Below are 25,469 nucleotides of genomic sequence, written 5' to 3' on the forward strand. Positions count from 1 at the left end.
GCGACGCATCACCGCAAAATGGCCGTGGAACTACATGATGGAGAGGGCGACGAAACCTGCAGCGATAACCAGGCCCCACGAAGCCAACGCCAGCAGAGCGATAATCCCAAGCTTAGGCGGCGACTTCGTTGCGGCTTCACCGTTGTAATGTTGCGCCAACATCATCTGAAGATCGCGGGCCATCCAGCCGTCGCGCTGGGCCCGGGTTGCCCCGTGTTCGCCCGAGATATCGATCACGGAAACCGGTTCGACCCTGGATCTGGCCGCCCTGGAAGCGACCGCATCGTGAAAAGGCATTCCAGGCGTTCTAGCGGGTGCACTCTTGGCCATAAAGAATTCCTTCTGATCACCCATCCGGACGAACCGTGCAGAGAATGAGCCAAAAAGGACAACAAACAGTTAACACCGAGGTTCGGAGTTGCCTTGAAGAAGTGGCAAGTGGTATCCCCATCCCCACCTGCCCCGGAACATGGGATCGAATGACAGAATCCCATTTTCAAGCCATAGACATATTACGCAGTCGACCAGCTTCAGGTACAGATGCGGCTGAAGGCGGCGGTGCCGTTTTCAAACCATTGATGGCAAAACGCCGCTTTTGAATTGAGCTTGTGGGGATAGCGGCCAAGAAGTTTCGCTCGCGGCGGCCTCGCAGATGGCGGTACTGTCACAGTTCTTGTCAACCAGCAGCGTGTTGCCTCGGGCATAGCATCAAGCAGTGCCTGGCTTCTGGCCGCGAGACTCTCCCGCCCCGGCGGTCGGCTAGCGGCGATTGTCTTGCACAGCCAATCATCCTGCGTGAGAAGCACCTGACAGGGTCAAGACCCAGAAATCGGGCGGAGCACCAATGCGAAGCGGCAATGAACTCGTCGACAATCCGGAAGTCACGATGATATGCTTGTCGCCGATGCGAATTGACCCGCATCGAAGTTTATTCCCAAATATCTGCGACACCCGGACTGGCGCCCCGATCAGCGGCAGGACAATCTGACCGCAATGAGTATGCCCGGCCAACAAGACCGCAGGGCCTTGAGGCAGCCATTTCAAGATGTCCGGCGAATGGGCAAGGTAGACAATTGCTCCATCCGTTTTTGTCCTCAACCGCCGCACCGCAGCGAGGGTCCCTCCAAGACGAGCATGTCCTGATACACTGTCGCCTGACCCGGCCAGGATCAAAGGGCCGCGACGCACTGCTCCATTATCCACCAAGGTAACACCTGACTGTTCCAGCTGATTCCGGAGCAGTAAAGTGTTGCTTCCATGATCGTGGTTTCCAAGCACCGCTACAGTGCCGTAGCGCGAACGTAACCGCTTCATCTGCGCCGCAACTTCGATGATGTCCGCAGAGTCCGCAGCCCAATCGGTGAGAAAATCGCCGGCGACCAGAACGACATCTGGTTGGACCGCATTGATGCGGTCGATAATGCGCGAAAGCCTTTTGGCGGTCATGTCAATACCGCCGAGGTGAATATCAGCCAGCAGCACGGCGCGAACAGGCCGCTGACGCGCAGGCCACTCTGGCAACTCCAAGGTGGCCTCGCGCATGAGCGGAGGCTGTATTGCTTGCGACACTCCAAGGGCGCTGGAGCCGAGGACCAGCACGGCCAAGGTAATCCTTAACCACCGACACCTGCGTTCGGACGTTTTCCCGACGATCGTCCACATTGTCCTGCGCCTGTGAGGCCCGTCACGCAAAGTTTCTTCCTGACCTGTATTCTGGGTTGATAATGCGTCGGACGGATCAAAATCAAACGAGGAAAATCCTTAACCGATTTGAATTTAAAGGTGTAACGTTCTGTCAAGCCGACTCTGGGCAGTATGGCGTTGCTGGGATTTGAGGAGCTTGAAACTCGTGCCTTCATTTGCGCCTTTTCGGCAATCTCTCAGTCTGCTTCGCGGGCGCCGCCTGATGGGCATCGCGATGGCCATGCTGGTCGGGCTGGCCGGAACCGCTGCGCTTCAGCGGAGCATCGCCGGTGCGGGCGTCCAGGCCACGGCATCCAGCAGCGGTCCTGCAGGACTTAGCGCCCTCGAACTGTTCGCACAAAGATCGCCTGGCCAACGCTTGGCAGCAGAACTGGCGAAGGGCAAGGCGCTGGCACAGGTCGCAATCGGCAAGAACGTCGATCCCGCCTCATCCCCGGCCAGCCCGAACGAACGTGCGCTGGGCAAGATATTTTCGCCCGAGGACCTTGTTGACGATCCCGCTATTGGAGCTCAGGACGGGCTTGGCAGTGCTGCACCTCTATCCTTGCCTGCTGCTCTTGCGGCGGTGACGCCAGGTCCTGCGGGTTTCAACGGCGTTGGCCCGTTGCCGGGCAGCCTTCCGGGCAGCGTGATAACCCCTCCTGGACAAGGTGTCCTCCCTCCCGGAGGGGGTTCCGTTGTCCCGGAGCCTGCAACATGGTTCATCATGATCATCGGGCTCGGCCTCACCGGAATCGTTTTGCGCAAGCGACATCGTTTGGAACTTATCGCTTGCTCAGACTGACTGGCTGCATTCTGAAATCAATAGTTCTGGCCTCTTTCCTGCTGATCGCGGCGTGCAGGAACGAGAGCGATACCGCATGGCAGGACGCGTCACGTTCCGCCATGACGCCTCCAACTGCAACATCCCGGTCGTTGCATGAACCACGAATCTTCTTAACACCGCAACAAGCGCGTCAGTTGTCCTCTCGGGATGGTTGGCCCGCGATGGTGTCCTCGTTGTTGGAAGTTCCCGCCGCGATGGCCTATGGCGAATACCGCTGGCAGGATGTCCTGCATTCCTCGCCCGGTGGCTCAGGGGCAGTCATGGTCCGCGTCGATCTCGATCGGCAGATCATATCGGTGTTCCGGGGCGGCGAGGAGATTGGCACGGCTGTCATTCTGCATGGCGTAGATGAATATCCAACGCCTCGAGGCTCCTTTCCCGTGATCGCCATGATGCGCGATCACGTGTCGGCAACCTACGACTCCGCCCCGATGCCGTTTACCCTTCGGCTGACGGACGACGGCGTCTCCATTCATGGAAGCGACGTGCAGGCCGGCTTGGGAACGCATGGATGCATCGGCATTCCTTCCGAATTTGCCAAAAGATTGTTTGCAGTGATCCATGTGGGCGATGTGGTCCACATCGTGTAGCATACCAGATGCGTAAGGCATATGCCGGTGGCGAGGTGGTCTCCGGGCACTTTTCGTGATCAGTGGCAAGCTCCGGAAATGCTTGATGCGCTCGGACAGCACTCGAACAGGTTGCGTAGACGACCGAGCCAATCCGAAGACGGTCAGCGCTGCTTGCGATTGGAGCGCGACGGGTTCCATGTCTCGGTCTCCGTGCCCCTTTCTTACCCGTCGCACTGTGCTGGAGGACGCGGCCCCAGGCGGAGCCCAGCAACACAATCTGCCTTCGAAAGTCGCGGGAACAGCAGCCAGAAGCGATTGTGCACTCCGGCTTGGCGCCAGCGAACAAACCGATTACAACACGTCGTCGAGGAGCCATGGCGCGGGGGCCCATCCGGCCGTGAAGAAGCGGGCCGAAGCCGGGCGGCAGTTCCGTTCAGAAACCGACGATGATCTACACCGGGAACCCTGCGCGGCTTGTTCGGCAGGGAAAGCTCGATGATCGAATATCCTCTGTCCGTCAACTCAGACCGTCACCTCCATTGCATTGGCCAGCCTAAATCACGCCAGCCAGAAAACCTTAAACCGGTTTAGGAGTCATCGCCGGGATCGCACACCCCCGAGCCAGAGGACATTCTCCAAGGCGCGCCGGAATTTCATCGCGAGCGCCTGCGCTTGCTGGCGCGCTGCCAGGTCCACGCGATGATCGATCAGCCTCGCAGGTATTGCTGGAAAGTTAACCAAGTCGCGAAAGTGCTGGTCAATCCACCTTTGCCACGATGCCTCCATTGGAGGCGATTGTGTTCTTTATAAAAAAACTCTCAAGTACCTGCTCCGCTCTCGTACTTGCCATCCTTCCGGCAGCGGCCGGTGGTTCGCCGTTTAACGATGACTTCGCGCAAGAAGTGCTGGCAGCGCATAATCGCGAGCGTTCGACCCTTGGCGTACCGAGTCTGGTCTGGAACAGGGAGCTGGCGGACGGTGCCCAGAAGTGGGCACAGCATCTTGCCGACACAGGGCGCTTCGAACATTCTCCAAATGTCCAAGGCGAGCCAGCACTTGGCGAGAACATCTGGGGCGGCACTCCGGGCGCTTTCCGGCCTGAGTCCATGGTCGCATTATGGATTGCGGAAAAGCGCAACTACAAGCCTGGTGTATTCCCGAACAATAGCGAGACAGGCAATGTAAGGGACGTCGCGCACTACACGCAGGTAGTGTGGCGCCGCACTTTGCAAGTCGGCTGCGGTCGTGCAGCAAGCCGGGGCGAGGAAATCATGGTCTGTCGCTACAGCCGACCAGGCAACGTCATCGGAACCTCTCCCGTCTGATGTGTGAACACGCAGTTTCCTGGCGTTTCGCTCTCGCGGTTCAAGGGATGATTGCGCGATTTGGCTGACGGAAATCCCGTTAGCAATGCGCTTTAGCAGTACGGCTGCTCACAATCAGCCGAGACCGTGGAGTTGCCCGCCGTGCCATTAAGAAGTCTTCACTAGGCGTTGACAGGCCGGCCTAGACGAGCCACCAACAAACAAGGTGAGGTCTGTGCAGGTTCTGCTTTTGCCCTCAATCTAAGCACCTCATGTTGCGTCGGATGCCGCGTGCACCGCTTGGGACGCACACTAGCAGATCAGGATCTTCCATGAAGATTGCAATTATTGGATCAGGATACGTTGGCCTGGTGTCCGGCACATGTCTTGCCGACTTTGGGCACGACGTCGTCTGCGTCGACAAGGACGAGGCTAAGATCGCAAACCTGCTCGCAGGCGTCATGCCAATCTACGAGCCGGGTCTCGCGGAACTAGTCGCAGCAAACGTCAAAGCAGAACGATTGTCCTTCTCCTCATCTCTGGCCGCGTCAATCGAAGGCGCGCAGGTGGTATTCATCGCCGTCGGCACCCCTGCACGTCGCGGCGACGGTCACGCGGACCTGAGCTACGTCAAGGCAGTAGCGCACGAAATTGCCGCAAACATCAAGTCGCCGACCGTTGTCGTCACGAAATCGACGGTACCCGTCGGGACGGGTGATGAGATCGAGCGGATCCTCGCTGCGAGCGGCACGCCGGTAGCATGCTCAGTCGTCTCGAACCCCGAATTCCTGCGCGAAGGAGCGGCTATCGGCGATTTCAAGCGCCCTGATCGCATCGTCATAGGCGCCGAGGATGAATGGGCCCGCAACGTGATGACTGAAGTCTATCGGCCCCTGTTCCTGAACAAGGCGCCCATCTTGTTTACGTCGAGGCGAAGCGCGGAGCTGATCAAATACGCTTCCAATGCCTTTCTCGCGACGAAGATCACTTTCATCAACGAAATGGCCGACTTGTGCGAGAAGGTGCAGGCGAACGTGCAGGATGTGGCACGCGGAATGGGCCTCGACAACCGGATCGGCACAAAATTTCTACACGCAGGTCCAGGTTACGGCGGTTCGTGTTTTCCCAAGGACACCCTCGCCCTGCTCAAGACAGCGGAAGAGTTCAGCAGTCCTGTGCGGCTTGTTGAAGCCGTCGTGAACGTAAATGAAACGCGCAAGCGGGCAATGGGCCGCAAAGTGATCGAAGCACTTGGCGGAAGCGCACGGGACAAGCGCGTCGCAATACTGGGCCTGACATTCAAGCCAAACACCGATGACATGCGCGATGCTCCGTCGATCGCGATCATTCAGACGCTTCTGGATGCAGGCGCAGACGTGGTCGCTTATGATCCGGAAGGCATGGAAGCGGCCGCGCGTCTCATGCCTGATGTAACTATGGCGACCAATGTATATGACGCGATCGAAGCGGCAGACGCGATCGTGCTGGTAACCGAGTGGGACGCGTTTCGTGCACTTGATTTCGGACGCATCCACGACAGGGCCAAGGCTCCTGTGCTTATCGATTTGCGAAATGTCTATGATCCGGCTCAGGCGCGCGAGGCGGGCATCATCTATACCAGTGTTGGCCGCCCCTGACAGCTCGTAAAGCTATGTGTGTGTCGAGAGGGTTCGATGGCTACCCGCTGTGGACATGTCTGAGCCAGTAGCTGGGGGTGGTAAGATGGATCATTCCGCGGGAGCTATTGTTCGGTGTGTCCTATCGGGTCGCTATTTCTGAGAAGGTCGAGCAGGCGCTCGAAATGGATACACTGCACTGAAGCGCACAATCATGCCCGCTTTCCCCCGGCTTGAACGTCCCCGGAACGGCGGCCCTGATGGTCCATGGGCAGAATTGATGCGGATCGCGTCGGTATCATGGCCCTTCTCGACGAGCAACGCGACAGGTGCGTGCTCGGGCACGCCCCGGGCGTCGCAGGCGTCGCTATCTGCCCCTCGCCGACCGTCAGGTGGAATAAGAGCAGTGGTCCGAGAGCAACTGCCAATGGCAGTAGAGCTTACTGGCGAACCCACCCACACACGGCTGGGAGCGGGTCAAAGACTCCCATTTCCCTTCCGCTGTCGACGCGGGCGCTGAATGTTGCGCTCGCATTGTCTGTCAGACCCCGGCTTCGCGCCAGCGCCTGAAGCCACGATTGATGGCGCACCAACGCCATCCTGGGGTGGCACGTCGCGCCGCAGAGCGCCGAAACATTGCTGCCGAAGGATGCTGCTGATGACCGAACGGTACTGCTCGAACCATCTCCCTCGACCGCGCTTTCCAGGCTCGATTGATAGCAGGCCCTTGCAATACAACATTTTTCTTCAGTCAATCCCCTTATGCCCAAGCCTGCCACCGAAAAACAGGCATAGGTCAAGCCGAGCAACGCGCGACAGCCGCCATTGCCGTCCTTGGGACCGCGTAACACTGCAGAGTGCCATTCGACTTCTGCGAAAGCTCGACTGGCTAATGTGGTGCGATTCCTCCGAACCCTTGCCCACGCCGCCGAGCCCTCCGTCCGACGAACCCGGAAGACCTCACAAGATTGAGCGTCCGGTCGCCGATGGCGCAGGCGAACTCGCGCCGCCCTGTCCGCACAGATTAGATGCACTTTGTGAACTAACGCATTAAAGGATCAACAAACTTTCCCCAGGCGTTAGCGCTGACATCTTCCTGCTTTTCGACGGAATGACCGGGGTACAAGGCGGCGTAGGTGCCAAATGAGCGTGCGAAGATGCCGAAACTCGGATCACATTCCATAAATGAGACAAGGACTGATTGTACGCTTATGTGATCGGGATAATCCTCGGCACGTGGCAGCTGTGCCATGGCTTTTCTTCGGGGGAAAAAGAAGTCTCGCAGAAGCTTCGCTTCGTCCCCGCGCCCCATGCCGGACCTTCAACCTGCGCGATGGCGCGCCGCGCAGTCAGGGGGAATACTGCAAGCCCATATCAGGGGCCGCAGCACCGCCCCCGGGTATTGGATATGATATAGGTCTGGTTGCGGGAACCAGATGAAACGCCGGTTCTTGAAGCAGGGCCAAGACGTTGAACTTGCTGCAAGGGATGCTCCTTGACTTTCAAGCCAGTTTTTGCCCTTTGACTGTTGCTCTGCGGAAGAGCGTGCGCTGCTACCGCGGTGCAGAATGGAGCGTCTTCGAAACGTGACGAAATCCTGTAAAAGCTCTCGCAAGGGCATCATCCTTGCTGGTGGTTCTGGAACCCGCCTCTATCCGTTGACGCGCGGGGTATCCAAGCAGCTCATGCCGGTGTTCGATAAGCCGATGATCTATTATCCACTCAGCACATTGATGCTGGCGGGTATTCGCGACATCCTGATTATCACCACTCCCGAGGACGCGGTTCAGTTCCAGCGCGTTCTTGGTGACGGATCCGCATTTGGAATCGCATTGTCCTATGCCGTCCAGCCGAAACCTGACGGCCTTGCACAGGCCTTCCATATCGGCGCGGAATTTGTCGGCGGCGCGCCCAGCGCGCTGGTGCTGGGGGACAACATCTTCTATGGTCATGGCCTGCCGCAGCTGCTGCAGAATGCCAATCGGCGCGAGACCGGAGCGAGCGTGTTCGCATATCGCGTCAACAATCCCGAAGCCTACGGTGTTGTAGCTTTCGACGAGGCTGGCCGCGCACGTTCGATCGAAGAGAAGCCGGCACAGCCACAATCCAACTATGCTGTGACTGGTCTTTACTTTTATGACGAGACGGTAGTGGATCGTGCACGCGAGCTCAAACCTTCGCAGCGTGGCGAACTGGAGATTACCGACCTCAACCGGCTCTACATGAACGAGGGTGCGCTTTCGGTCGAGATCATGGGGCGGGGTTACGCTTGGCTGGACACCGGCACGCACGGATCATTGCTGGATGCAGCAACTTATGTCCGCATCACCGAGGAACGGCAGGGCCTGAAAATCTGCTGCCCCGAGGAAATCGCGTGGCGACAGGGGTTCATCAGTGATGCCGAACTTGAAGCAATTGCCGAACCGTTGCGCAAATCGGGATATGGCGAATATCTATTGCAACTTCTGACGCAAAAAGGTTCGCTGTGAGAATTATCGAATGTGACATCCAAGGTCCACTTATCATCGAACCCAAGGTTTTTGGCGACGAACGCGGCTTCTTTTATGAGAGCTGGAACAGCGCCGCATTCGCTGCGGCGGGACTTGATCTGACATTCGTGCAAGACAATCATAGCCGGTCGCAGAAGGGCGTTTTGCGCGGCATGCATTTCCAGAATCCCCACCCGCAAGGCAAGCTGGTGCGCGTGGCACGCGGCGCTGTCTACGACGTCGCGGTCGACCTGCGCCGCTCGTCGCGAGATTTCGGGAAATGGACAGGAGTCGTTCTCTCAGCAGAGAACAAACGCATGTTCTGGGTGCCAGAAGGCTTTGCCCACGGCTTTCTGACACTCGAGGATGACACGGATTTCCTCTACAAGTGCACCGCGCATTACGCGCCGCAGTTCGAGAGCTGCCTCGCCTGGGACGACCCTGCGGTGGGAATCGAATGGCCACTTGACGGAATTGCGCCGAAGCTTTCGGCCAAGGATGCCGTTGGCCTCTCGCTCGATCAGGTGACGCCCTTTCCATGAAAGCCCTCGTAACCGGCATCGACGGCCAGGTCGGGAAGGCCCTTTTGGAAACTGCTCCGGAAGGGTGGACTTGCATCGGATATCGTCGCGCAGGACTCAATCTTGGCGATGCCGATGCAATCGTCCGCATTGTTGGGGCCGAACGGCCCGATGTCGTGATCAATGCAGCTGCTTACACAGCTGTCGACAAGGCCGAAACTGAACAGGTCTTGGCGCATGTCATCAATGCCAAGGCCCCACGGGTCTTTTCTGAGGTTCTCGCACGCACAGGTGGACGGCTCGTGCAGGTCTCGACCGATTTCGTGTTCGACGGAACCGATGGTCATGGCTATCGCCCGAGTGATGTGCGAAACCCGCTTTCGGTTTACGGCGCCAGCAAGGCCGCCGGCGAGGATGGCGCAGGCTCGGATGCAATCATCGTGCGAACAAGCTGGGTCTACGCTGCGGGTGGCGCCAATTTCGTACGGACCATGCTTCGACTGATGCGCGAACGCGACGAACTGCGTGTTGTGGCCGACCAAATCGGATCGCCGACCTGGGCCACCGGACTTGCGCGGACGCTTTGGGGCTTGGCACTGCACAACCAACCGGGCATTTTTCATCATCGCGATGCAGGTGTTGCCAGCTGGTATGACTTCGCAATCGCCATCGCCGAAGAGGCACAAGCTCTGGGCATGCTGAAGCGCATTCCGAAAATCGTGCCGATTGCTACAGCCGATTTCCCAACGCCTGCACGACGCCCGTCATTCTCGGTCCTCGATGTCAGTTCTACCAGGGCCGTACTTGGTGATGAATGGGTAAATTGGCGCAGGAACCTGCGGACCATGCTCAAAGAGGAAAGATCCCTTGCCTAACCTGCTTGTCACCGGAGGTGCCGGATTTATCGGCGGCAATTTCGTCCATTATTGGAGCAAGATGCACCCTGACGATGCGATCATCGTCCTGGATTGCCTTACCTACGCCGGAAATCGGTCGACCATTGCTGACGTCGAACAGGCCGAACTGGTCGTAGGCAACATACGCGATACCGATCTGGTCCAAAAGCTGCTGCGCGAACGCAATATCGCAACGCTCATTCACTTTGCTGCCGAAAGCCATGTAGACCGATCGATAAGCGGACCCGACGCGTTCATCGACACGAACATCCTTGGCACAAACAGCCTGCTCAAGGCCGCGCGACAGGTATGGCTCGATAGCGGCAGTGGACGCGCGCATCGTTTTCATCATATTTCGACAGACGAGGTTTATGGATCGCTTGGTCCCGATGATCCGGCGTTCCGTGAGACCACGCAGTTTCAGCCGAACTCGCCCTACTCGGCATCCAAGGCGGCCTCGGACCACCTCGTTCGGGCCTATCATCATACCTATGGCCTTGATGTTACCACGACCAACTGCTCGAACAATTACGGTCCCTATCATTATCCCGAAAAGCTTATTCCTTTGTTCTTGCTCAATGCGCTGTCAGGACGCCCGCTGCCGATCTATGGCGACGGTATGAATGTCCGCGACTGGCTCTACGTCGAGGATCACTGTCGCGGTATCGAGGCAACGCTGCTGAACGGCAAGGCTGGCGAAGTCTACAATATCGGGGGTGGCGAGGAATTGCCCAACATGGCGGTTATCGACCGGATCTGCGCGGAAGTCGATCTTGCCTTCGCCGAGATCGAAGGCCTGGCAGACCGTTATCCGGACGCTCCGGCGGCAAAGGGGCGGGAGACCAGTGAACTGAAGACATTCGTCGAAGACCGCAAGGGCCACGACCGGCGCTACGCCATCGACGAGACCAAGGCGCGAGCCGAGATCGGCTACGTACCGCAGCATGATTTCGAAAGCGGCCTGCGCAAGACGGTCCGTTGGTATCTCGAGAACGAGGCTTGGTGGCGGCCATTGGTGGCAGCTTAGCACCAAGGCGGTCAGATCAGGCCGGAATGCCTGCGACAGATGTCAAGGATTGCCAAAACCTGGTAACTGTCGTCAGATCCGCCCAGTGCGCGATCAGGCGGCGTGGACAAATGTGAGGCAACAGCGTGCTGAAGCGATGTGGACCAGGCCGAATAAGATTTCGGCGGTCTCGCCACCTCTGGTTGCGATCACTCGAATGATTTTGAGTTGCCCGAACATACGCCCCAGATGGTTGCGCTGCTTGAGAAAGGTGCGGTCGTCCTAGATCATCACAAAGGCGGTTTGACCCTGGGGGAAAGACGGTCTTGATATTCCACGCGTCCACATCCGCGCGAATGGCGGCGAGATCATAGCCGTTGTCTGCCAGCAGGGCATTGGGCGCGCGCTCAGGTGGCCAATCTACGGATCTTGGGCTTTGCAAGCCGCCGCGTCGCCGACGGTCGGATCGAAAGCGGTTGGTCGTCCGAGGACCTCGGCCAGGCAGTGAAACTCACTGGTAAATCCACCCCGCGGGCGGCGAAGGGCTCGTCGGAGAGTCCGCCCTTTCCTACCCTACCTCACATGGGCGCAAAGCGTGTTGCTATCGATGCTGTGAAACACTGTCCGCCAAGGCTTCGGACAACGTCAGTGCCACTGCCTTCTCAGAGCCCGGCTTCATTCCACCACTGGAAGCGTCAGCAAATCGTATTCCACTTGCCTTACTTTGGCAGGACCACACCTTGGCGTTCCAGAACGTAACCGCGAAGCATTCCAAAAGATGATCGGGCGGCTCTGCTCGGGACAGCGACAGCGCCCCCGGTTCTCCGGCTCGATCGGTATGCAAGTTTTTCAGAATCTCCCACTAAGCTTGGCTCAGGCCGCCGAGCTCAAGAGTGCCTCCCGGAAAACCAGGCTTGAATCAGCACCGCTCGACACGTCAATCAATTTGCCCATTATACCCCGCCGACGTCATGGCCGGATCGATACTGTCAATTCGAAAGGCCATAATTGACCAAGCTCCCGAGGGCAATGGCGACACCCAACGGGAACTTGGCAAAATCACCATCGCTCTTCGAAGAGGTCGCTTTGCCAAGGATTCGCCGAATGACGAACCAGAGGACGACCGCAATGAGCCCCGAAACCGAGACATAGACCAGCAGTCTAAGACCGTCTGCAATCGGAACGCCAGCAGCAACAGCGGCATAGAACTTAGCATCGCCACCGCCGACCAGAGCTGCTCGAAATAGCAGCATGCCGACGATGAGCGCAGCACCGGCATGGAGCAAGCCGGAACCGGCTTCTCCCAGCGAAGCGGTCATCGCGAAGAGATGTGCCAAACCCAACAACAGCGTTGCTCCCGCCAGCCAATTTGGCAGGCGACGGTAGCGGATGTCCCAGAAACTCGCGATCAGAAGCAAGCCGACAAGTAGCAGCAACAGCATTCCCGACAGAGAAACCATCACTTCTCACTCGTCCGCTTACGCCGTGCGCGAGTACCATCAAGATCGATCCGGACAAACGCAGTTGCCTCCGGATGCTTCGCTTCGAAAGGGGGAATCACGATCTTCACTTCGAGCGGGGATAAACGAACGATCCTGCCGTCCTCGTTCCCCACCGGACCTGAAAACGGCGTTCCCGTGCTGACCTGAGCAACCCTTGAGCCTTGCGGACCCGGGGCACGCAGGCGCGCCATCTGGCTGCTCTGGTGAAGCGTGGCAAGGTTTGCACGGTACCGTTGGTTTTCGGGATCAGCCTGTGCGGCAAGGCTGAAGTAGCGAGCGGCCAGATCGGCGCGGCCCATCCTGGCGTAGGCAACGCCAAGCCCGTTGAATGCTGGAGCCGGCCTCTCACCTGCCGTGAGCGCCTGTTCGAAGGACTTGGCTGCCAAGCCGGGATCATTCTCGTCCAATTGCGAACGACCGATCTGCGTCAAGGCATCAGCGCTGGCCACCTGTACCGAGGACTCCGCAGTTCGCGGACCGTGAATAATGCCCAACTTCTTCATGACGCCACAGCCGGACAGGCTGAGTGCAACGGGTGCAACCATCAAGAGGCGAAGATATGTCGGTTTCATGGTCATTTTCCGGCAAGAGCAGGGAGCAGTTGGGTGGCCACCCTGATGGCAGCAGGCAGCATGAGCACGCCCAGCATCGTCGGCAGCATGCAAACGATCAGTGGCACGGAAATGAGCACGGGCAGCTTGTGCGCCTTCTCCTCGGCGCGCATCCGGCGCTTTTCGCGCATCTCGCTGGCGAATATCCGCAGCGTCGTGCCGATGCTCGATCCAAGCCTCTCGGACTGAATCAGCATCGTGCAAAATGAGGTGATCTCGTCGACGCCTGCCAGATTGGCCAGGCGGCGGAGCGCCTCTTCCCGGCTGGCGCCTGCCCGCAGGTGAAGGGTTGTGCGAACCAGCAGACGGCTGACTTCCGGTTCCGCGTCGACCATCTCGCGGCTGATCCGATCGAGCGCCGCTTCAAGTCCAAGGCCTGCTTCGACGCACACCAGCAGCAGATCGAGACAGTTCGGAAAGCCGTTGGTGATGGCCGTCTTTCGCGAGGACGTCCGGGCCCTGATGAAATACGTCGGCCCCAGCAGCGCGAGAGCCGCGCTGATCACGCCTACGAAATAGATATTGACGAGATTGAACTCCAACCCCGCAACCGCAAGGAAAAGCAGACCCAGGGCCGGTACTGCAAAAACCATGATAAGACGGATCAGCACATAGGCTTGTGGAGCAATCGGCGATTCGAACCCGGCCGCGATCATCTTGGCTCGCAAGGCATCAGGATTGCTGTCGGACAGGCTCAAGCCGCTGTTTTCGACGGCCTCGACGAGCCGCGCCCAGACGGCGCCTGCGCCACCTGCCCTGTCCTCCGCCGGAGCAGCACGGACCGATCCGACAGCCTTCACCCGGGCGCGGACCGTAGCGGAGGTCTGCGCGAAAAGCAGGGCGCGATAGGAGCCCCAGGCGCACAGCCCGAAGAAGATGGCCAGGATGCCAAGGCGGACGAAGGAGTCGCTCATCCCCTCAAACCTTCAGGTCGACCATTCGGCGGATCCAGAAGATGCCGATGAAATAGAATATGATAAGCCCGGTGTAGCCCTGGATGAACATTGGGTCGTCCGCGACCTCGAGATAGAATTGCGGATTTACCGCGAACAGGAAGACGAAGGTGATGATCGGCAGGACCGACAGCATCATTGCGCTGATCCTGCCCTCCGCACTGAGCGAGCGGACCATGAGAAACAGCGAACTGCGATCACGGATGACCTTGGACAGGTTGCTGAGGATCTCGGCAAGATTGCCCCCGGTCTCGCCCTGGACCGAAAGGCTCACTGCAAACATCTTCACGTCGGGCAAGTCCCATCGCCATGCCATGTTGGCGAGCGAGTCACCGAGATCCGACCCATAGGCCACTTCGTCTGCGACAAGCGCGAACTCCCCGCGCAAGGGATCATCCATTTCCTCGGTAAGCAGTTCGAGCGCCGAGGTCATCGGGTGTCCCGCCTGAAGCGCGCGGGTAAAGATTTCCAGAGCGAGCGGAAACTGCTCTTCCAGCTTCTTGCGCTTGTTCATTGCGCGCCGATTGAAGAACACCATCGGCAGGCCGAATCCGACTGCGCCGCTGAAGCTCAGGATAAGAAGCAGCGCACCAGCTGACAGGCCTGCCGGTGATGTTGCGGCATAGGCAGTCGCGGACAGCGTCAATACGAGGCTGACCCCGACCATGACATAGATGACGGTGTGCGTGGCCACGCCAAGATCGGCGCGACTGATGCTCCAGTACAGCCGAGAATAGAGCGAGCGGGTGCGAAGATTGCGTGCGCTGCGATCGCCCCGCAGCAACGACAGTGCAGCCGCCTTGGCATCGTGCGCACGCAGATTCTTGAGCTGACGGGATATCTCCTTGCGCCTCTCGTGACTGGACAGCAGGGCATTCAGAGCAAGTTGGCCAAGAAACACCACGCTCGCGAAGATTGCGAGAAAGCCGAGGATTTTCAGGATGAGTGCGCTCATCGGCCATATCCCATCGGCGGCTTGAACAGCTCGGGATCAAGGTAGATGCCCATGGACTTGAGTACGCCCGCGAAATGGGGGCGGACGCCGGTAGCCTCGAACTGTCCCAGTACCCGGCCATCGCTGTCGCGACCGGATTGGCGGAAGCGAAAGATTTCCTGCATGGAAATCACTTCCCCCTCCATGCCAGTGACCTCGCTGATCGAAAGCGTCTTTCTGCGACCATCGGGCAGGCGCCCGACTTGGATCACGACGTTGATCGCGGAAACGATCTGGGCGCGGATCGTGCGCATCGACATTTCCAGTCCTGCCATTCCGACCATCTGTTCGATACGCGCAAGCGCATCGCGCGCGGTATTGGCGTGGACGGTGGTCATCGATCCGTCGTGGCCCGTATTCATCGCCTGAAGCATGTCAAAGGCTTCGCCCGAGCGACATTCGCCGAGAACAATGCGGTCCGGTCGCATGCGCAGGGCGTTGCGGACGAGGTCGCGCTGGTTGACTTCGCCCCGGCCTTCGATGTTGGCCGGCCGAGTCTCGAGCCGGGCGACATGCTCCTGCTGCAATTGCAGCTCGGCCGAGTCCTCGATCGTGACGATGCGCTCATGCCCGTTGATGTAGCTCGACAGGGCATTGAGCATCGTCGTCTTGCCGGATCCCGTTCCCCCCGAAATGATGATGTTGAGGCGGCCTTGCACCACCGCCTGCAGAAGCGTTGCCATCTCCTCGGTGAGGCTTTCGAACTCGACCATGCGATCCATGCTGATCGGCGTCTTCGAAAACTTGCGAATCGAGAGCAGCGATCCGTCGATTGCCAGTGGAGCAATGATCGCATTTACACGCGAACCATCAGCAAGGCGTGCGTCGACAAAAGGCGAGGCTTCGTCAACGCGTCGACCAACGGCGCTGACGATCTTCTGGATGATGCGCAGGAGGTGCTTCTCGTCCTTGAAGCGCGTCGGAGCCCGTTCAAGCACGCCGCGCCTTTCGACGAAGACCGTCTCCGACCCGTTTACGAGAATATCGGAGATGGTCTCGTCCTTGAGGAGCGGTTCTAGCGGGCCCAAGCCGACAAGCTCGTCCAAGATCTCGTCAACGAGATCAGCCTTTTCATAGCGGTTGAGGGCAAGCGACCTCTCGGCGATGATTTCGTCGATGACCGGGCCAAGCTCGCGCGCCAGTTCCTCGCGTGAAAAACGTTCGATCAATGCGAGATTGACCCGCTCGAGCAGCTCGCGGTGAATCTCGACCTTGATGTTGAGCCGAGTGTCCGTTTCCGACCGCTCTACCTCGCGGGTTGGGCCCTTGCCGGCGTCACCGGCCCGGATTACCGGCTCGAATGATTGTTCCGGGATGGCATAGCGCTTTTCCTGCTCGTCGGCGCTCTTCGCCCGTGGCTTGCGGATGTCCCACATCAGCGTGCGCCCCCACTTTGCAACTGGTCGATGACCGAGGCGGCGAGCCCGGCGACGGATGTCCCGAACGGGTTCTTGCGCCCCAGTTCGTGGACCAGCACGCCTTGATCCTGTGCGCGACCAAGGTCGGCATTGTCCCGGGGGAGCGTGGCAAGAATTTTTCGGTCAAGCGTGCGTTCGATGTCGCTGGCGTCGATCGCCTTGAAGAGCTTTCGCTCCATCTTGTTGACAACCACGTGGACCTTGCTGCGCGGAACGCCGATCGCGTCGAACAGATCACTGGTCCTCTTTACCTGGCGCAGGCTGGGCAGGGTCGGTTCGGTGACCAGAAGCAGAAGGCTGGCGGAGTAAGCGACCGACGCTGACCAGTTTGACCAGTTCGCCGGGAAATCGAGCACGACCATTTCATATGTCGTCCTCAGCCGTTCGATCACCCGCAGGATCGCTTCGTGCGAGACCGAATCCGACGAGGGTATCGTCTCCGGCACTGACAGCACGGCAAACCCGTTGCGTCCTTCCGGAGCAAGCGCCTTCATCAACTCCTCGTCGAGTCTGTCTTCAGCCTCGATGAGATCGGTGAACGAGCCGCTCCGCTCTGCGCCAAGGTACGCTCCGACACTGCCGAACTGCAGATCGAGGTCGCCCAGGATCACGCGCCGCCCTTCGGGAGTCGAGCGGGCCAGGGCACTGGCAAGATGGGTGGCGACGCTCGTGGCACCACAGCCGCCAGAGGACCCCACAACGCCGATCAGGGGAGCGAGGCGCAGTGCCGTTGCTGGCTGAGCCTTGCGCGCCACCGCGTCAAGACAGGCCTGCGTAAGTTCGGGCACGGTGAGCGGAAGGCTCAGAACATCGCTCACCCCCTCGCGCACCAAGGTCCGCACCAGCGACATCTCCGGCGACGATATGGCTGCGATTACCGGGTATGGCGGATTGGACCGGACGAGGTTTACGAGGCGATTGACCGACTGCCTGCTCGAAGGATCGACCTCCAGGACGACGACTGAAAGCCCCCCCAGCTTTTCAAAAGGAATATGTTCGTTATTGCCCACCGAGCGGACCAGCAGGATTACCTTGGTCGCCGCGTCTACCTGCTCCAGTAGATCGCCTGCCTGGCGTTCGCTGACGAACACACCGACCGGTGGCGTATCGAAAGACGAGGCAGCAGGGTGAGGTTGATCGGAGTAGTCCATGCGACTTGCTGGTGTCCTAATTCGAGGTTGTGCCGCTGCCGTCTTCCATTGGCAGGGTAAAGGCGAAGTCCGGGAGGTCGATGGCAGCGTTCAGCAACACACCGATTATCGGCTGATATTGCATGCTTACCAGTCGAACGGTTACCAAAGGAGCAATCTCCATACCGTCGGGATCGCCCGCATAACCAAGGCCCGAACCGACGTACTCGATCTGAACATTGCTGTCCTGGATCGAGGAATCGAACGCGCGCATCCGGTTCGCCACATTGGTCAGCGCGATAGAATTCGCAGTATTCGAACTCAGGCAGTTCGCGCTACAACTGCAGCCGGAGGTGGTACAGACGGTCTTGCCGAGTGCTTCAGCCGGTATCGTAGAACCCTGTACGAGCGTCACCGTGGTTCCACCGACTGAAACCGAGCGGCCAATATAGTTTTCCGTCAAAAGCGCAGTAGCGACCGGATCCGTCACCACCGCCATGCGTGCGCCCATTTGCGTCGCCTTTTCCAACCTGTTGATCTTCCACGCAAATCCGCCCACATCTATCGCGCCGAAAACGAACAGGATGAACAGGGGCACCATCAGCGCAAACTCGGCAGTGGTTGCCGCCAAATCGTCCTTCACAAAGGTCCGGAGCCCGCTCATACGCCGATTCCGACGGCTTGCTGGCGGGCGAACAGGGTGAGATCGCTGTCAAAACCCCCCATTGACTTCAGCAGACTTGGATAATTGGGCTTGCCGATGACGGTAATCAGCGGAGCAACGCCAGTTTCCGAATAGATCCCGGTGGTCTGCGCAACACATTGATATTTTATCTCGACCTCACCAGCATTGGAAGCAGCGCTCCATGACCACAGTCGAGGGTTGCTACCCGTTGTCGGCGAGCCATAGACCGCGACATTGGCGATGATGGTCCACGCGGTACTCCCTGTTGAAAGGTCCTGCTCGGCCCCGACCGCGCTGCACCCCCATGTGGCAAGCGGCAAGCGACTGGCGTAGCGCGCCGCATCACGCACGCCCTTGAGGACCTGATGCTCGGAATAGAGAAAATGCCCGCTCTCGATTGCCATGCACAGGACGAAGATCGCGATCGGCGCGATCAGCACCGTTTCCATTGCCGCGGCACCGCGATTGTCGGCTGCAAGACTGCACAAGAGGCGGGTCAACCGTCGCATCATTTGATCAGATATGGCTTGTCGCGCCGGACAAACTGCGGCGCGGTGGACCCGGCGGCGGCCTGCGTCGTTTTCTTGATGAACTCGACGTAGACTTCGCCTTCCTGTGTGAAATCTACTGTATCGCCAAGTGAATTGAACCCCGTTCGCCGGAGCGAAGGTTCGACCAGAAAGAGATCGACGAAGGTGATCGGCGTTACAGTAGCGCTCGTCGTGCTGGAAAGGCCGGCGCAGTTCACCACGGCAGCGGAAAGGATCCGGCGGTCCGGTCGAGAAGCAGTTGGTGCCAGCCCGGTCTTGCAGACCGGCCCCGAATATCGCGCGAAATATTCGGTCTTCGTGCTCTTGCCCGGGCCGGGATAAGTCTCTGATCCCTTGATGCCGAAGGAACTCAGCTTGCCGGTATCACGCTCCCACTTGTAAACTTCATAGCGCGTCGGCGCGGCTTTCCCGTTGACATTGTTGGCGTAGGCCGTCCCGAAGTTTGATCGCCAATAGGCCTGGATATCCCAGATGCCGTTGCCGATCCGGCCAAATGACGTGACACCGCCAGGGTAGGCGTGGACGAGATCGCGAGGAAGGCCCATTGCAGTTGGCGTGACAGTGCTGGCAAGTGCGGCGGAGCTCGTCGGTCGATAGGGGTTTCGGGGAAACTGCCAGCCTTGCCCCGCGCCGCCGGTGCCGTTGTTGGGGCCCCAGCAACTCTGCGCGGACAGTGGAGCAACTTCCGGCGAGCTGCTAGCATTGTTGAGGACCTGCACCAATTCCTTGCGGACGTTGTCCGAGGGCGAGCACAGGCCTTGGTCATAGCACTTGATCGGGTCCGACTTGTCGTAAATGTCGAACCGGGTGTTCAGCGCGGTGATGACTGCCGGAATGTCCGTGTTCTCGGGCGACTGACTCGACGTCTTCGGGGAATCGATCGAGATGCAGTCCCCGGGGATGGCGTCGAAGCCCATCAGAGCGGCCAGTTTCTGCTTCAGCGCATTGAGCGTACCGAAATTGGCGCCGCTGAAATCGAGGAACGCAAGACTGCCCGCCCCGCCCTGCACGTTGTTGATATCCAGCTTGAGCCCCTGCCCCGGCGTCAGGTTCCAGACGTTCGGATCAGGCGAAGGGTTGCACATCAGCACGGGCGGCACGCCACAAATGCTCGAGCTCAGCCCGGCAACAGCCGAAGCGGTAACATCTGGCGAGGTGAACAGCCCCACCAATGGAGTGAGAGTGTAGCGCGCCCTGCGGGTGCTCAGGTTCACGCGGACGAAGCGCGCGGCGGCGTCGCTGGCGGCTTCGGGTGTCCCCGCTTCTGCGGCCGTGCGCGAGGCGTAGAACGTGGTGCTGGCGACCACCAGCTTTCGCGCATCAGCAGCGTCGCTGGCAAAGATCGTGCGGTTCTCGACGAGATTCCCGGCAGCCGCAGTTGCCAGCGTGCGAGCATCGGCCTGCCCGTTCAACTGGGTGACCGCAGCCAGCGCAGCCTGGTCCGCTGCGTTCTGCAATTCTGTGTCAAGGCTGGCCAGCTGCGCATAGTCATAGCCGAAACCGGCCATTGCCAGGACAGAGAACAGCGCGATGACGTACATCGGCGCGATTGCGCCATCAGTGTTGGCAACAAATCCGGAGAGAGGCCGAGGCACGGTCCTGCACCCCCCTCAGTTTCCGCCGCCGCCGTTGGCGCCACCCGAACCGCCACCGCCCTGGCTGAGGTCCGAGGTCCTAACCCGCTCTGGCTTCTTCACCTTGTCAGTGCGATAACGTTGAACAGCCGCAGCAGCCAGTTCGCCGCTCGTTGTCGGGTCAGCATATTCGTAAACTGGCGACGGATCGACGATCTGTGCGCGCAGCGTGCGGTTGGTTGCCTCGCCCAGCGCCTGTTCGCCACCCCTAGTAACGCAGCCGCAGAGCGCCAGCACGATGCCAAGGAAGCCGAAGCGCAATGCCTCAATACGCATAGGAAGGCTCCTTCCTGGCAGGTTCGGACGGGGACTTTGCCAGAGCTTCGGCAGGCTTTGCACTCCCCAGCCCCGGCCCTACTGGCAAATCGCGCTTGCGACCCGAAGTGCCCAGCAATGTTGATTCAAGGCCCGTTGGGTCTGCAATCGCATCTGTCGGAAGGTGCACCTGATCCTCGGTCAGTGGCGAAACCAGGTGCGGGGTGACCACGATCAGAAGTTCGGTCTCGCCTTTCTTGAAAGCGTTCGACCGGAACAAGCTGCCAAGGATCGGGATCGAGCCAAGCAGTGGCACCTGATTGACCGTGGTCTGGAAGTCCTTGGAGATCAGCCCGGCAATGGCGAAGCTTTCGCCATCGCGCAGCTCCAGCGTGGTGCTGGCACGGCGGGTGCGCAAGCCCGGGATTGAGATGTTGCCGACCGTATAGGATGCCGACGGATCGATCGCGCTGACTTCAGGTTCGACCAGCAGGTTGATCGTCTTGTCACCCAGCACTGTGGGCGTGAAGGCAAGACCTACGCCGAAGGGCTTGAACTCCACGGTAATGGCAGCGCCATTGCCGCCGGCTGTGGCGCCAGCGCCAGCGCCCTGAACGACCGGCACGGGGAATTCGCCGCCAGCCAGGAACGAAGCCTTCTGGCCGGACAGAGCCAGCAGCGTCGGCTGCGCCAGCGTCTTGGACAGGCCCTTGGTTTCCAGCGCATTCAGCACCGCATCGATGCTGAGGCTACCGATGCTGAAGCGGTTGCGGAAGATGCCGAAGGCGCCAGTGATCGAGCTAAGCTGGAGGATGCCACCGCTCGGCACGGTCGAGGTCACGGTGGTTCCGCCAACCGTGGTCACCACCGTGCTGGGCTCACCCGGAACCAGCGATGCGCCCTTACCCGTTGCCGAGCTGAACGTGTTGCCGTTGGTGAAACCCGACACGCCGATATCAAAGCCGGAAGACCGGTTGACCTCGGCAAAGCGCACTTCAAGCATGACCTGCTGGCTGGAACCGACGCCGATCAGGTTGACGACCTTGTCACCCGCATAAGTTCTGGCCAGCTGCACCGCGCGGTCGATCGCGCCAGGATCGTTGACGAGGCCGGTGAGCACAATGGCATCGTTGGAAACGCCGGCCTTGATGTCCTCACCCGGGACCAGCATGCGTAACTGACCGCTGAGGGCATCGACGTCCGGCCCCACGGCCACGTCCATGATCGAAAGCACCCGCCCTGCACCGTCGATTAGCGTCAGGCTGGTGGTGCCAACCTTCTTGCCCAGCACATAGACCGAGCGTTCATTAATCGGCAGGACATCAGCAATGTCATCATTGCCGATCAGGGCCTTGGCGATCAGGCGATCGACATTGACGACCTGGCTCTTGTTCAGGGGAACGGTCAGTGTTCCGGCGTGGCGCGATACCGGCGGATAGGGCGGCGGGATAGGCTGCCCCTGTGCCGCGGGGGCTAGGCCTGCCAGCAGCAATGCCGCAACGGCGCTTGCGCCAGCGCGAAGGCGGCGCACTTCAGAACGCATCGTTGACCTCATAATCCGTGGGCTTTGCCTTGCGATAGACTGTCATGACCGGGCCCTGCGGACGGGGCGCCGGAGCTGCGGCCGGGGCGGCAGGGCGCGGCGCGGCAACGCGCTGCGGCGCCGATGCGGTAACCATTGGCCGCACGCCGACGCCGTTGGGCGAAATATCACGCGGGGTAACGGTGGCGGGCTGGTCTGCAGGGGGCGCACCGATGCGGCGCAGGGCGAGGCTGAGCGGCCCGAGTTCTCGCGCGAGGGCAAGCTTCTGCGCGCCCAGCTGATCAACTTCGAGCGTGGCCGACTTGGCGACCGCGGGATCGGTCTTGCCTGGATCAGCAACCTGATCGATTGCCAGCACCCGCACCGCCTGCATAACCACGTCTGTCATCTTGTCATCAGAGCGGGAGCTATCGCCCGGGATCTGGCGAGTGAGCATCACGTCGACCATGTCGCCGGGGCGGACGAAGCCTGCGACGCCGGTGACATCGTTGATCTGGATGGCCACGGCGAGCTTGCCGGGCTGGAGATTCACGGAAAGGGTGGCGCGTCCGTCAGCGCCGGAGACACGACTGGCAAGCAGAGGCTCGCCAGGTACGATCGCCTGGAGAGCGACGCGATTCTTCAACTGGGCCAAGCTCTTGAACGTGCCCTTGGGCAGAGAGCTTTCCGGCCAGCCGACAATGCGGGTGTTGAGATTGGTGATTTCGCCGCCATAGGGAATGGGCTGCGCGGCGACCACGACATTGGTCAAGTGCCCGGCGCGTGCTTCGGCATCGCTGCGGCCTTCCAAGCTCGACAGCACGATGTTGAGGAGGTAGACGCCGACCAGACCTATCAGCACTGCCACCCCGATTGCAATTGCCCCGTTTCGATTCACTTAGCCCCCCCGAGAAGACTGTGCAGGCCACACGCTGTGTGGCCTGCACGATTTGGCAGTTGGGCTATCTCAATTGCCGCACTTGCCAGTAGCATCGGCCGCGCAATCAACGACCAGCGTGCCCGAAGTGTCCATGGCGGTCTTCAGCTTGTCGCCAAACAGGAAGGCGCCACCGGCGACCAGCGCGCCCATCACGCCGACGAGGATCACGTATTCGGCAGCCGAAGCGCCTGATTCATCGCGAAGGAAGTCTGCAAAGAACTTGGTCATGGTATTTCCCCTATTGCCAAGGTGCGCCGTGACGGGCCCCACCGTGAAGACTGGAAAGGCTCCGGCATCTATTTCCGGTTGGCCCTTTGCTCGCCTCACTTTACTTGTGTCCGGATCGGATCCATCTGGATCCAAATAACGCTCCGAAACGTTGTGCTGCGATGTAGAAAAATTGAGTTAATCGACTGTAAGAGTCAATGCCATTCTTATCATGTGGTTAATCATTGATAATCAGGAGTTTAGGTGGTTTGGCCCGGATTCTATGGTTAAGATTTGTTCGAAAATTAGACACTTCCCGCTGTCACGTGTGTTAACATCCTACTCATCACTCGCATGTAGAGTGGAAGCATGAGCAGAGCACCGAATCAGCAACATGACAGTACAGGACCGTTCAAGCTGCGATTCGGACTTGCCGACTTCGTTCATTCGGCCGCAATCATTATTACTAAAGTTATAGGCCGATTGACGGTCGCGCCCGCCTTCGTTGCCCGCTTGGCTATTTGGGCGCGCCGCAGTGAAAGCAGGATCATCGCGACATGGGTTCTGCTTCTTGGGGCCATTGCCGTGCTCAAGGCGGCGAACCCTATAAATCCTCCCCACAATGCCGCCGAAAGCACTGCCCTGCTTCTACCGTTCCTGATCGTGGCTGCGGCACCGGTGCTGGGCTACCGCCTGGGTACGTGGCTTTTCGCATCGCGCGAGCAGCCGGCGCTTCGCCTTGCCATCTATGGCAACTGGCGTGACGCCACCCCTGACGAGCTGGACAAGGGCAAGAAGGGCTGGCGCAGCTTTGCATGGTTCTCGCTGGTCAGCGGAATATTGCTGAACGTGCCGTTTCGGGCCTTCGAATATCTGGCTTCGATCCCGGCGGTTACGTCGAACGACCCGTTGTGGGCGCATACCCTGCAACGCGCTTTCACCATGGATTGCGCAGTGGCCTGCTTTGCCTATGCAATGTGCTTTGCCGCCGCCGTCCAGCGCTCCCCCCTGTTCGCCCGCGCGCTCGTAATGGCATGGATGATCGATATTGCCCTTCAGGCGATGATTGCCGTGCAAGTCGGCCAAGCCCCGGGTATCCCGACGTATCTGCTCGAACCGATGAGCGCGCTGCTGGCTATGAACCTCAAGAAGGTTGCGATCAGCATCTCGATCTGGCTGCCCTACCTGCTGATCTCGGACAACCTCAATCTGTTGCTTCGCAAACGGGTAAGGCTGACGGCGTGATGCGCCCGGGGCGCCTTTCTTGGGCTGGAACGAGTTGTAGCTGACTCCGTCACGGCTTCCCGAGGGCCTTGCCTCCTGTCCTCAAAATCAGGATCGAAGGCGTCCAGAATTCTAGGGGCTACTCAATCCGAGGTGAGAGCCTCTTCGCGCCCGCCGATGGCGCAACGCCTGATCGACGGGCGGTTCCATAAATCAGGCAGCTTTGCTCGACCACTTCTTGTCCCGCCTCCTTTCCGGCTGCAAGGTCAAGGAATATTTCCCCTGAGCAATTGGGACCATGATGATTTTGCAGCGATACACGCGATTTGCGTTCCTCACCCTGTTCTGCCTCACCGCCACTGCTATCGTTGCTCTTGCCCTCACTCCTTCCCCTCCGGCATTGGGGATTGGCGACAAGATTGAGCACGTAATAGCGTTTGGATGCCTCTCGTTGCTCTCACTCATCGCCTTTCCAAAGCAGCGCAAGTTGGTGCTTGCCCTGGCTCTCGCTACGCTTGGGGCCCTGATCGAATGTCTTCAGCTGTTGCCTGCCCTTAGGCGCAGTTCAGACGGGATCGACTGGATCGCTGATTGTGCTGCCATCGGGATTGTCTTCGGATCGGCTGCCGCGATGCAGCGACTGGAAGGCTGGAGATCCGTAGCGTAGACACGGGAATAGTCGTTTCTTTCTAAATCCTTGGAGCTGTTCGTCCGGCGATGGTATGTCCATCGAAGCGTTGGCCTGAACTGAAAGCAAATTCCTCCACAACTAGTCGGCACTTGGTCGCCACGGATTCGGTGACTGTTCCGGTGATGTCCTTGCCCGAGCTTTCGGATGCTACTTTATGAGCAATCATGTCCACAATCCGGGTTGGCGCGGAGTGGAGCGGGGGACTCGAAGACGGAGGT

27 protein-coding genes are annotated in these 25,469 nt (G+C 59.5%); 10 read left to right on the forward strand and 17 right to left on the reverse strand.

Annotation, left to right across the window (positions count from 1 at the left end):
* Positions 1–30 precede the first annotated feature (30 nt).
* Entirely contained in the window at positions 31–354 is a 324-nt protein-coding gene (locus tag IM701_RS18170) for a hypothetical protein (protein ID WP_062348031.1), read from the reverse strand.
* 432 nt (positions 355–786) lie between these two features.
* Positions 787–1,662 carry a metallophosphoesterase gene (locus tag IM701_RS18175; protein WP_062348029.1) on the reverse strand — a complete coding sequence of 292 codons (876 nt, stop codon included), beginning with the start codon at positions 1,660–1,662 and terminating at the stop codon, positions 787–789.
* A 244-nt stretch (positions 1,663–1,906) separates the two neighbouring features.
* Between IM701_RS18175 and IM701_RS18180 the strand changes: the two genes are divergently transcribed.
* Together IM701_RS18180 and IM701_RS18185 are read left to right on the forward strand one after the other, a co-directional pair.
* Entirely contained in the window at positions 1,907–2,488 is a 582-nt protein-coding gene (locus tag IM701_RS18180) for a PEPxxWA-CTERM sorting domain-containing protein (protein WP_039338356.1), read from the forward strand.
* A gap of 236 nt (positions 2,489–2,724) precedes the next feature.
* Positions 2,725–3,120 (forward strand): L,D-transpeptidase family protein, encoded by a 396-nt coding sequence (locus IM701_RS18185; RefSeq protein WP_230487950.1) that lies wholly within the window; start codon positions 2,725–2,727, stop codon positions 3,118–3,120.
* 203 nt (positions 3,121–3,323) lie between these two features.
* Here the strand turns inward: IM701_RS18185 and IM701_RS22285 are convergent, their stop codons facing one another.
* On the reverse strand, positions 3,324–3,623 hold the full coding sequence (locus IM701_RS22285) for a transposase (RefSeq protein WP_193828955.1): 300 nt from the start codon (positions 3,621–3,623) through the stop codon (positions 3,324–3,326).
* A 264-nt stretch (positions 3,624–3,887) separates the two neighbouring features.
* On the opposite strand from IM701_RS22285, the gene IM701_RS18195 reads away from it, so the two are divergent.
* On the forward strand, positions 3,888–4,427 hold the full coding sequence (locus IM701_RS18195) for a CAP family protein (protein ID WP_197423828.1): 540 nt from the start codon (positions 3,888–3,890) through the stop codon (positions 4,425–4,427).
* 311 nt (positions 4,428–4,738) lie between these two features.
* On the forward strand, positions 4,739–6,043 hold the full coding sequence (locus IM701_RS18200; RefSeq protein WP_193828956.1) for a UDP-glucose/GDP-mannose dehydrogenase family protein: 1,305 nt from the start codon (positions 4,739–4,741) through the stop codon (positions 6,041–6,043).
* A gap of 1,021 nt (positions 6,044–7,064) precedes the next feature.
* On the opposite strand, the gene IM701_RS18205 is transcribed toward IM701_RS18200, so the two are convergent.
* Positions 7,065–7,274: a hypothetical protein gene (locus tag IM701_RS18205; protein ID WP_193828957.1), complete on the reverse strand. Its 210-nt coding sequence runs from the start codon at positions 7,272–7,274 to the stop codon at positions 7,065–7,067.
* Positions 7,275–7,590: 316 nt separating this feature from the next.
* Between IM701_RS18205 and rfbA the strand changes: the two genes are divergently transcribed.
* Genes rfbA through rfbB form a run of 4 tightly spaced genes read left to right on the forward strand, consistent with a single transcriptional unit; the run spans position 7,591 to position 10,955 of the window.
* Positions 7,591–8,511, forward strand: a complete 921-nt coding sequence (gene rfbA / locus IM701_RS18210) for a glucose-1-phosphate thymidylyltransferase RfbA (RefSeq protein WP_052242755.1) — start codon at positions 7,591–7,593, stop codon at positions 8,509–8,511.
* Complete coding sequence (gene rfbC, locus IM701_RS18215) at positions 8,508–9,053, forward strand: dTDP-4-dehydrorhamnose 3,5-epimerase (RefSeq protein WP_193828958.1); 546 nt, start codon at positions 8,508–8,510, stop codon at positions 9,051–9,053. The genes rfbA and rfbC overlap by 4 nt, the downstream gene beginning before the upstream one ends.
* A complete protein-coding gene (rfbD, locus tag IM701_RS18220; RefSeq protein WP_193828959.1) occupies positions 9,050–9,907 on the forward strand; it encodes a dTDP-4-dehydrorhamnose reductase in 858 nt (285 codons plus the stop codon). Before rfbC ends, rfbD begins: the two co-directional genes overlap by 4 nt.
* Positions 9,900–10,955 (forward strand): dTDP-glucose 4,6-dehydratase, encoded by a 1,056-nt coding sequence (gene rfbB, locus IM701_RS18225; RefSeq protein ID WP_193828960.1) that lies wholly within the window; start codon positions 9,900–9,902, stop codon positions 10,953–10,955. Before rfbD ends, rfbB begins: the two co-directional genes overlap by 8 nt.
* A gap of 968 nt (positions 10,956–11,923) precedes the next feature.
* On the opposite strand, the gene IM701_RS18230 is transcribed toward rfbB, so the two are convergent.
* From IM701_RS18230 to IM701_RS18290, 13 genes are all read right to left on the reverse strand, one after another.
* The gene (locus IM701_RS18230) at positions 11,924–12,394 is read right to left on the reverse strand and encodes a prepilin peptidase (protein ID WP_230487958.1); all 471 of its coding nucleotides are present in this window, start codon (positions 12,392–12,394) and stop codon (positions 11,924–11,926) included.
* Positions 12,394–13,014: a tetratricopeptide repeat protein gene (locus tag IM701_RS18235; protein WP_193828962.1), complete on the reverse strand. Its 621-nt coding sequence runs from the start codon at positions 13,012–13,014 to the stop codon at positions 12,394–12,396. Before IM701_RS18235 ends, IM701_RS18230 begins: the two co-directional genes overlap by 1 nt.
* On the reverse strand, positions 13,011–13,961 hold the full coding sequence (locus IM701_RS18240; RefSeq protein WP_193828963.1) for a type II secretion system F family protein: 951 nt from the start codon (positions 13,959–13,961) through the stop codon (positions 13,011–13,013). The genes IM701_RS18235 and IM701_RS18240 overlap by 4 nt, the downstream gene beginning before the upstream one ends.
* A gap of 4 nt (positions 13,962–13,965) precedes the next feature.
* Positions 13,966–14,955, reverse strand: a complete 990-nt coding sequence (locus IM701_RS18245; RefSeq protein ID WP_193828964.1) for a type II secretion system F family protein — start codon at positions 14,953–14,955, stop codon at positions 13,966–13,968.
* A complete protein-coding gene (locus IM701_RS18250; protein WP_193828965.1) occupies positions 14,952–16,370 on the reverse strand; it encodes a CpaF family protein in 1,419 nt (472 codons plus the stop codon). Before IM701_RS18250 ends, IM701_RS18245 begins: the two co-directional genes overlap by 4 nt.
* A complete protein-coding gene (locus tag IM701_RS18255) occupies positions 16,370–17,563 on the reverse strand; it encodes a P-loop NTPase (protein WP_193828966.1) in 1,194 nt (397 codons plus the stop codon). The genes IM701_RS18250 and IM701_RS18255 overlap by 1 nt, the downstream gene beginning before the upstream one ends.
* Positions 17,564–17,579: 16 nt before the next feature.
* Positions 17,580–18,206 (reverse strand): TadE/TadG family type IV pilus assembly protein, encoded by a 627-nt coding sequence (locus IM701_RS18260; RefSeq protein ID WP_193828967.1) that lies wholly within the window; start codon positions 18,204–18,206, stop codon positions 17,580–17,582.
* Positions 18,203–18,739 carry a TadE/TadG family type IV pilus assembly protein gene (locus IM701_RS18265; protein ID WP_370584384.1) on the reverse strand — a complete coding sequence of 179 codons (537 nt, stop codon included), beginning with the start codon at positions 18,737–18,739 and terminating at the stop codon, positions 18,203–18,205. The genes IM701_RS18260 and IM701_RS18265 overlap by 4 nt, the downstream gene beginning before the upstream one ends.
* Entirely contained in the window at positions 18,736–20,373 is a 1,638-nt protein-coding gene (locus IM701_RS18270; protein WP_193828969.1) for a pilus assembly protein TadG-related protein, read from the reverse strand. The genes IM701_RS18265 and IM701_RS18270 overlap by 4 nt, the downstream gene beginning before the upstream one ends.
* A 15-nt stretch (positions 20,374–20,388) precedes the next feature.
* A complete protein-coding gene (locus IM701_RS18275) occupies positions 20,389–20,688 on the reverse strand; it encodes a hypothetical protein (RefSeq protein ID WP_193828970.1) in 300 nt (99 codons plus the stop codon).
* Complete coding sequence (locus IM701_RS18280) at positions 20,678–22,210, reverse strand: type II and III secretion system protein family protein (RefSeq protein ID WP_193828971.1); 1,533 nt, start codon at positions 22,208–22,210, stop codon at positions 20,678–20,680. The genes IM701_RS18275 and IM701_RS18280 overlap by 11 nt, the downstream gene beginning before the upstream one ends.
* On the reverse strand, positions 22,200–23,087 hold the full coding sequence (gene cpaB, locus IM701_RS18285) for a Flp pilus assembly protein CpaB (RefSeq protein ID WP_193828972.1): 888 nt from the start codon (positions 23,085–23,087) through the stop codon (positions 22,200–22,202). Before cpaB ends, IM701_RS18280 begins: the two co-directional genes overlap by 11 nt.
* A gap of 69 nt (positions 23,088–23,156) precedes the next feature.
* The gene (locus tag IM701_RS18290; RefSeq protein ID WP_193828973.1) at positions 23,157–23,357 is read right to left on the reverse strand and encodes a Flp family type IVb pilin; all 201 of its coding nucleotides are present in this window, start codon (positions 23,355–23,357) and stop codon (positions 23,157–23,159) included.
* 462 nt (positions 23,358–23,819) lie between these two features.
* On the opposite strand from IM701_RS18290, the gene IM701_RS18295 reads away from it, so the two are divergent.
* Complete coding sequence (locus IM701_RS18295; RefSeq protein ID WP_193828974.1) at positions 23,820–24,581, forward strand: hypothetical protein; 762 nt, start codon at positions 23,820–23,822, stop codon at positions 24,579–24,581.
* A 277-nt stretch (positions 24,582–24,858) separates the two neighbouring features.
* On the forward strand, positions 24,859–25,227 hold the full coding sequence (locus IM701_RS18300) for a hypothetical protein (RefSeq protein ID WP_193828975.1): 369 nt from the start codon (positions 24,859–24,861) through the stop codon (positions 25,225–25,227).
* The last annotated feature ends 242 nt before the right edge of the window (positions 25,228–25,469 follow it).

The organism is Novosphingobium sp. ES2-1 (assembly GCF_015169775.1).
Classification (GTDB): Bacteria; Pseudomonadota; Alphaproteobacteria; order Sphingomonadales; family Sphingomonadaceae; genus Novosphingobium; species Novosphingobium subterraneum.

Excerpts from the sequence above, each read along its gene's own strand:
- IM701_RS18170 (WP_062348031.1), bottom strand. The coding sequence starts at position 354 with ATGGGTGATCAGAAGGAATTCTTTATGGCCAAGAGTGCACCCGCTAGA.
- IM701_RS18175 (WP_062348029.1), bottom strand. The coding sequence starts at position 1,662 with ATGTGGACGATCGTCGGGAAAACGTCCGAACGCAGGTGTCGGTGGTTA.
- IM701_RS18180 (WP_039338356.1), top strand. The coding sequence starts at position 1,907 with ATGGGCATCGCGATGGCCATGCTGGTCGGGCTGGCCGGAACCGCTGCG.
- IM701_RS18185 (WP_230487950.1), top strand. The coding sequence starts at position 2,725 with ATGGCCTATGGCGAATACCGCTGGCAGGATGTCCTGCATTCCTCGCCC.
- IM701_RS18200 (WP_193828956.1), top strand. The coding sequence starts at position 4,739 with ATGAAGATTGCAATTATTGGATCAGGATACGTTGGCCTGGTGTCCGGC.
- IM701_RS18205 (WP_193828957.1), bottom strand. The coding sequence starts at position 7,274 with ATGGCACAGCTGCCACGTGCCGAGGATTATCCCGATCACATAAGCGTA.
- rfbA (WP_052242755.1), top strand. The coding sequence starts at position 7,591 with ATGGAGCGTCTTCGAAACGTGACGAAATCCTGTAAAAGCTCTCGCAAG.
- rfbD (WP_193828959.1), top strand. The coding sequence starts at position 9,050 with ATGAAAGCCCTCGTAACCGGCATCGACGGCCAGGTCGGGAAGGCCCTT.
- IM701_RS18230 (WP_230487958.1), bottom strand. The coding sequence starts at position 12,394 with ATGGTTTCTCTGTCGGGAATGCTGTTGCTGCTACTTGTCGGCTTGCTT.
- IM701_RS18235 (WP_193828962.1), bottom strand. The coding sequence starts at position 13,014 with ATGACCATGAAACCGACATATCTTCGCCTCTTGATGGTTGCACCCGTT.
- IM701_RS18240 (WP_193828963.1), bottom strand. The coding sequence starts at position 13,961 with ATGAGCGACTCCTTCGTCCGCCTTGGCATCCTGGCCATCTTCTTCGGG.
- IM701_RS18245 (WP_193828964.1), bottom strand. The coding sequence starts at position 14,955 with ATGAGCGCACTCATCCTGAAAATCCTCGGCTTTCTCGCAATCTTCGCG.
- IM701_RS18250 (WP_193828965.1), bottom strand. The coding sequence starts at position 16,370 with ATGTGGGACATCCGCAAGCCACGGGCGAAGAGCGCCGACGAGCAGGAA.
- IM701_RS18255 (WP_193828966.1), bottom strand. The coding sequence starts at position 17,563 with ATGGACTACTCCGATCAACCTCACCCTGCTGCCTCGTCTTTCGATACG.
- IM701_RS18260 (WP_193828967.1), bottom strand. The coding sequence starts at position 18,206 with ATGAGCGGGCTCCGGACCTTTGTGAAGGACGATTTGGCGGCAACCACT.
- IM701_RS18265 (WP_370584384.1), bottom strand. The coding sequence starts at position 18,739 with ATGATGCGACGGTTGACCCGCCTCTTGTGCAGTCTTGCAGCCGACAAT.
- IM701_RS18275 (WP_193828970.1), bottom strand. The coding sequence starts at position 20,688 with ATGCGTATTGAGGCATTGCGCTTCGGCTTCCTTGGCATCGTGCTGGCG.
- IM701_RS18280 (WP_193828971.1), bottom strand. The coding sequence starts at position 22,210 with ATGCGTTCTGAAGTGCGCCGCCTTCGCGCTGGCGCAAGCGCCGTTGCG.
- IM701_RS18290 (WP_193828973.1), bottom strand. The coding sequence starts at position 23,357 with ATGACCAAGTTCTTTGCAGACTTCCTTCGCGATGAATCAGGCGCTTCG.
- IM701_RS18300 (WP_193828975.1), top strand. The coding sequence starts at position 24,859 with ATGATGATTTTGCAGCGATACACGCGATTTGCGTTCCTCACCCTGTTC.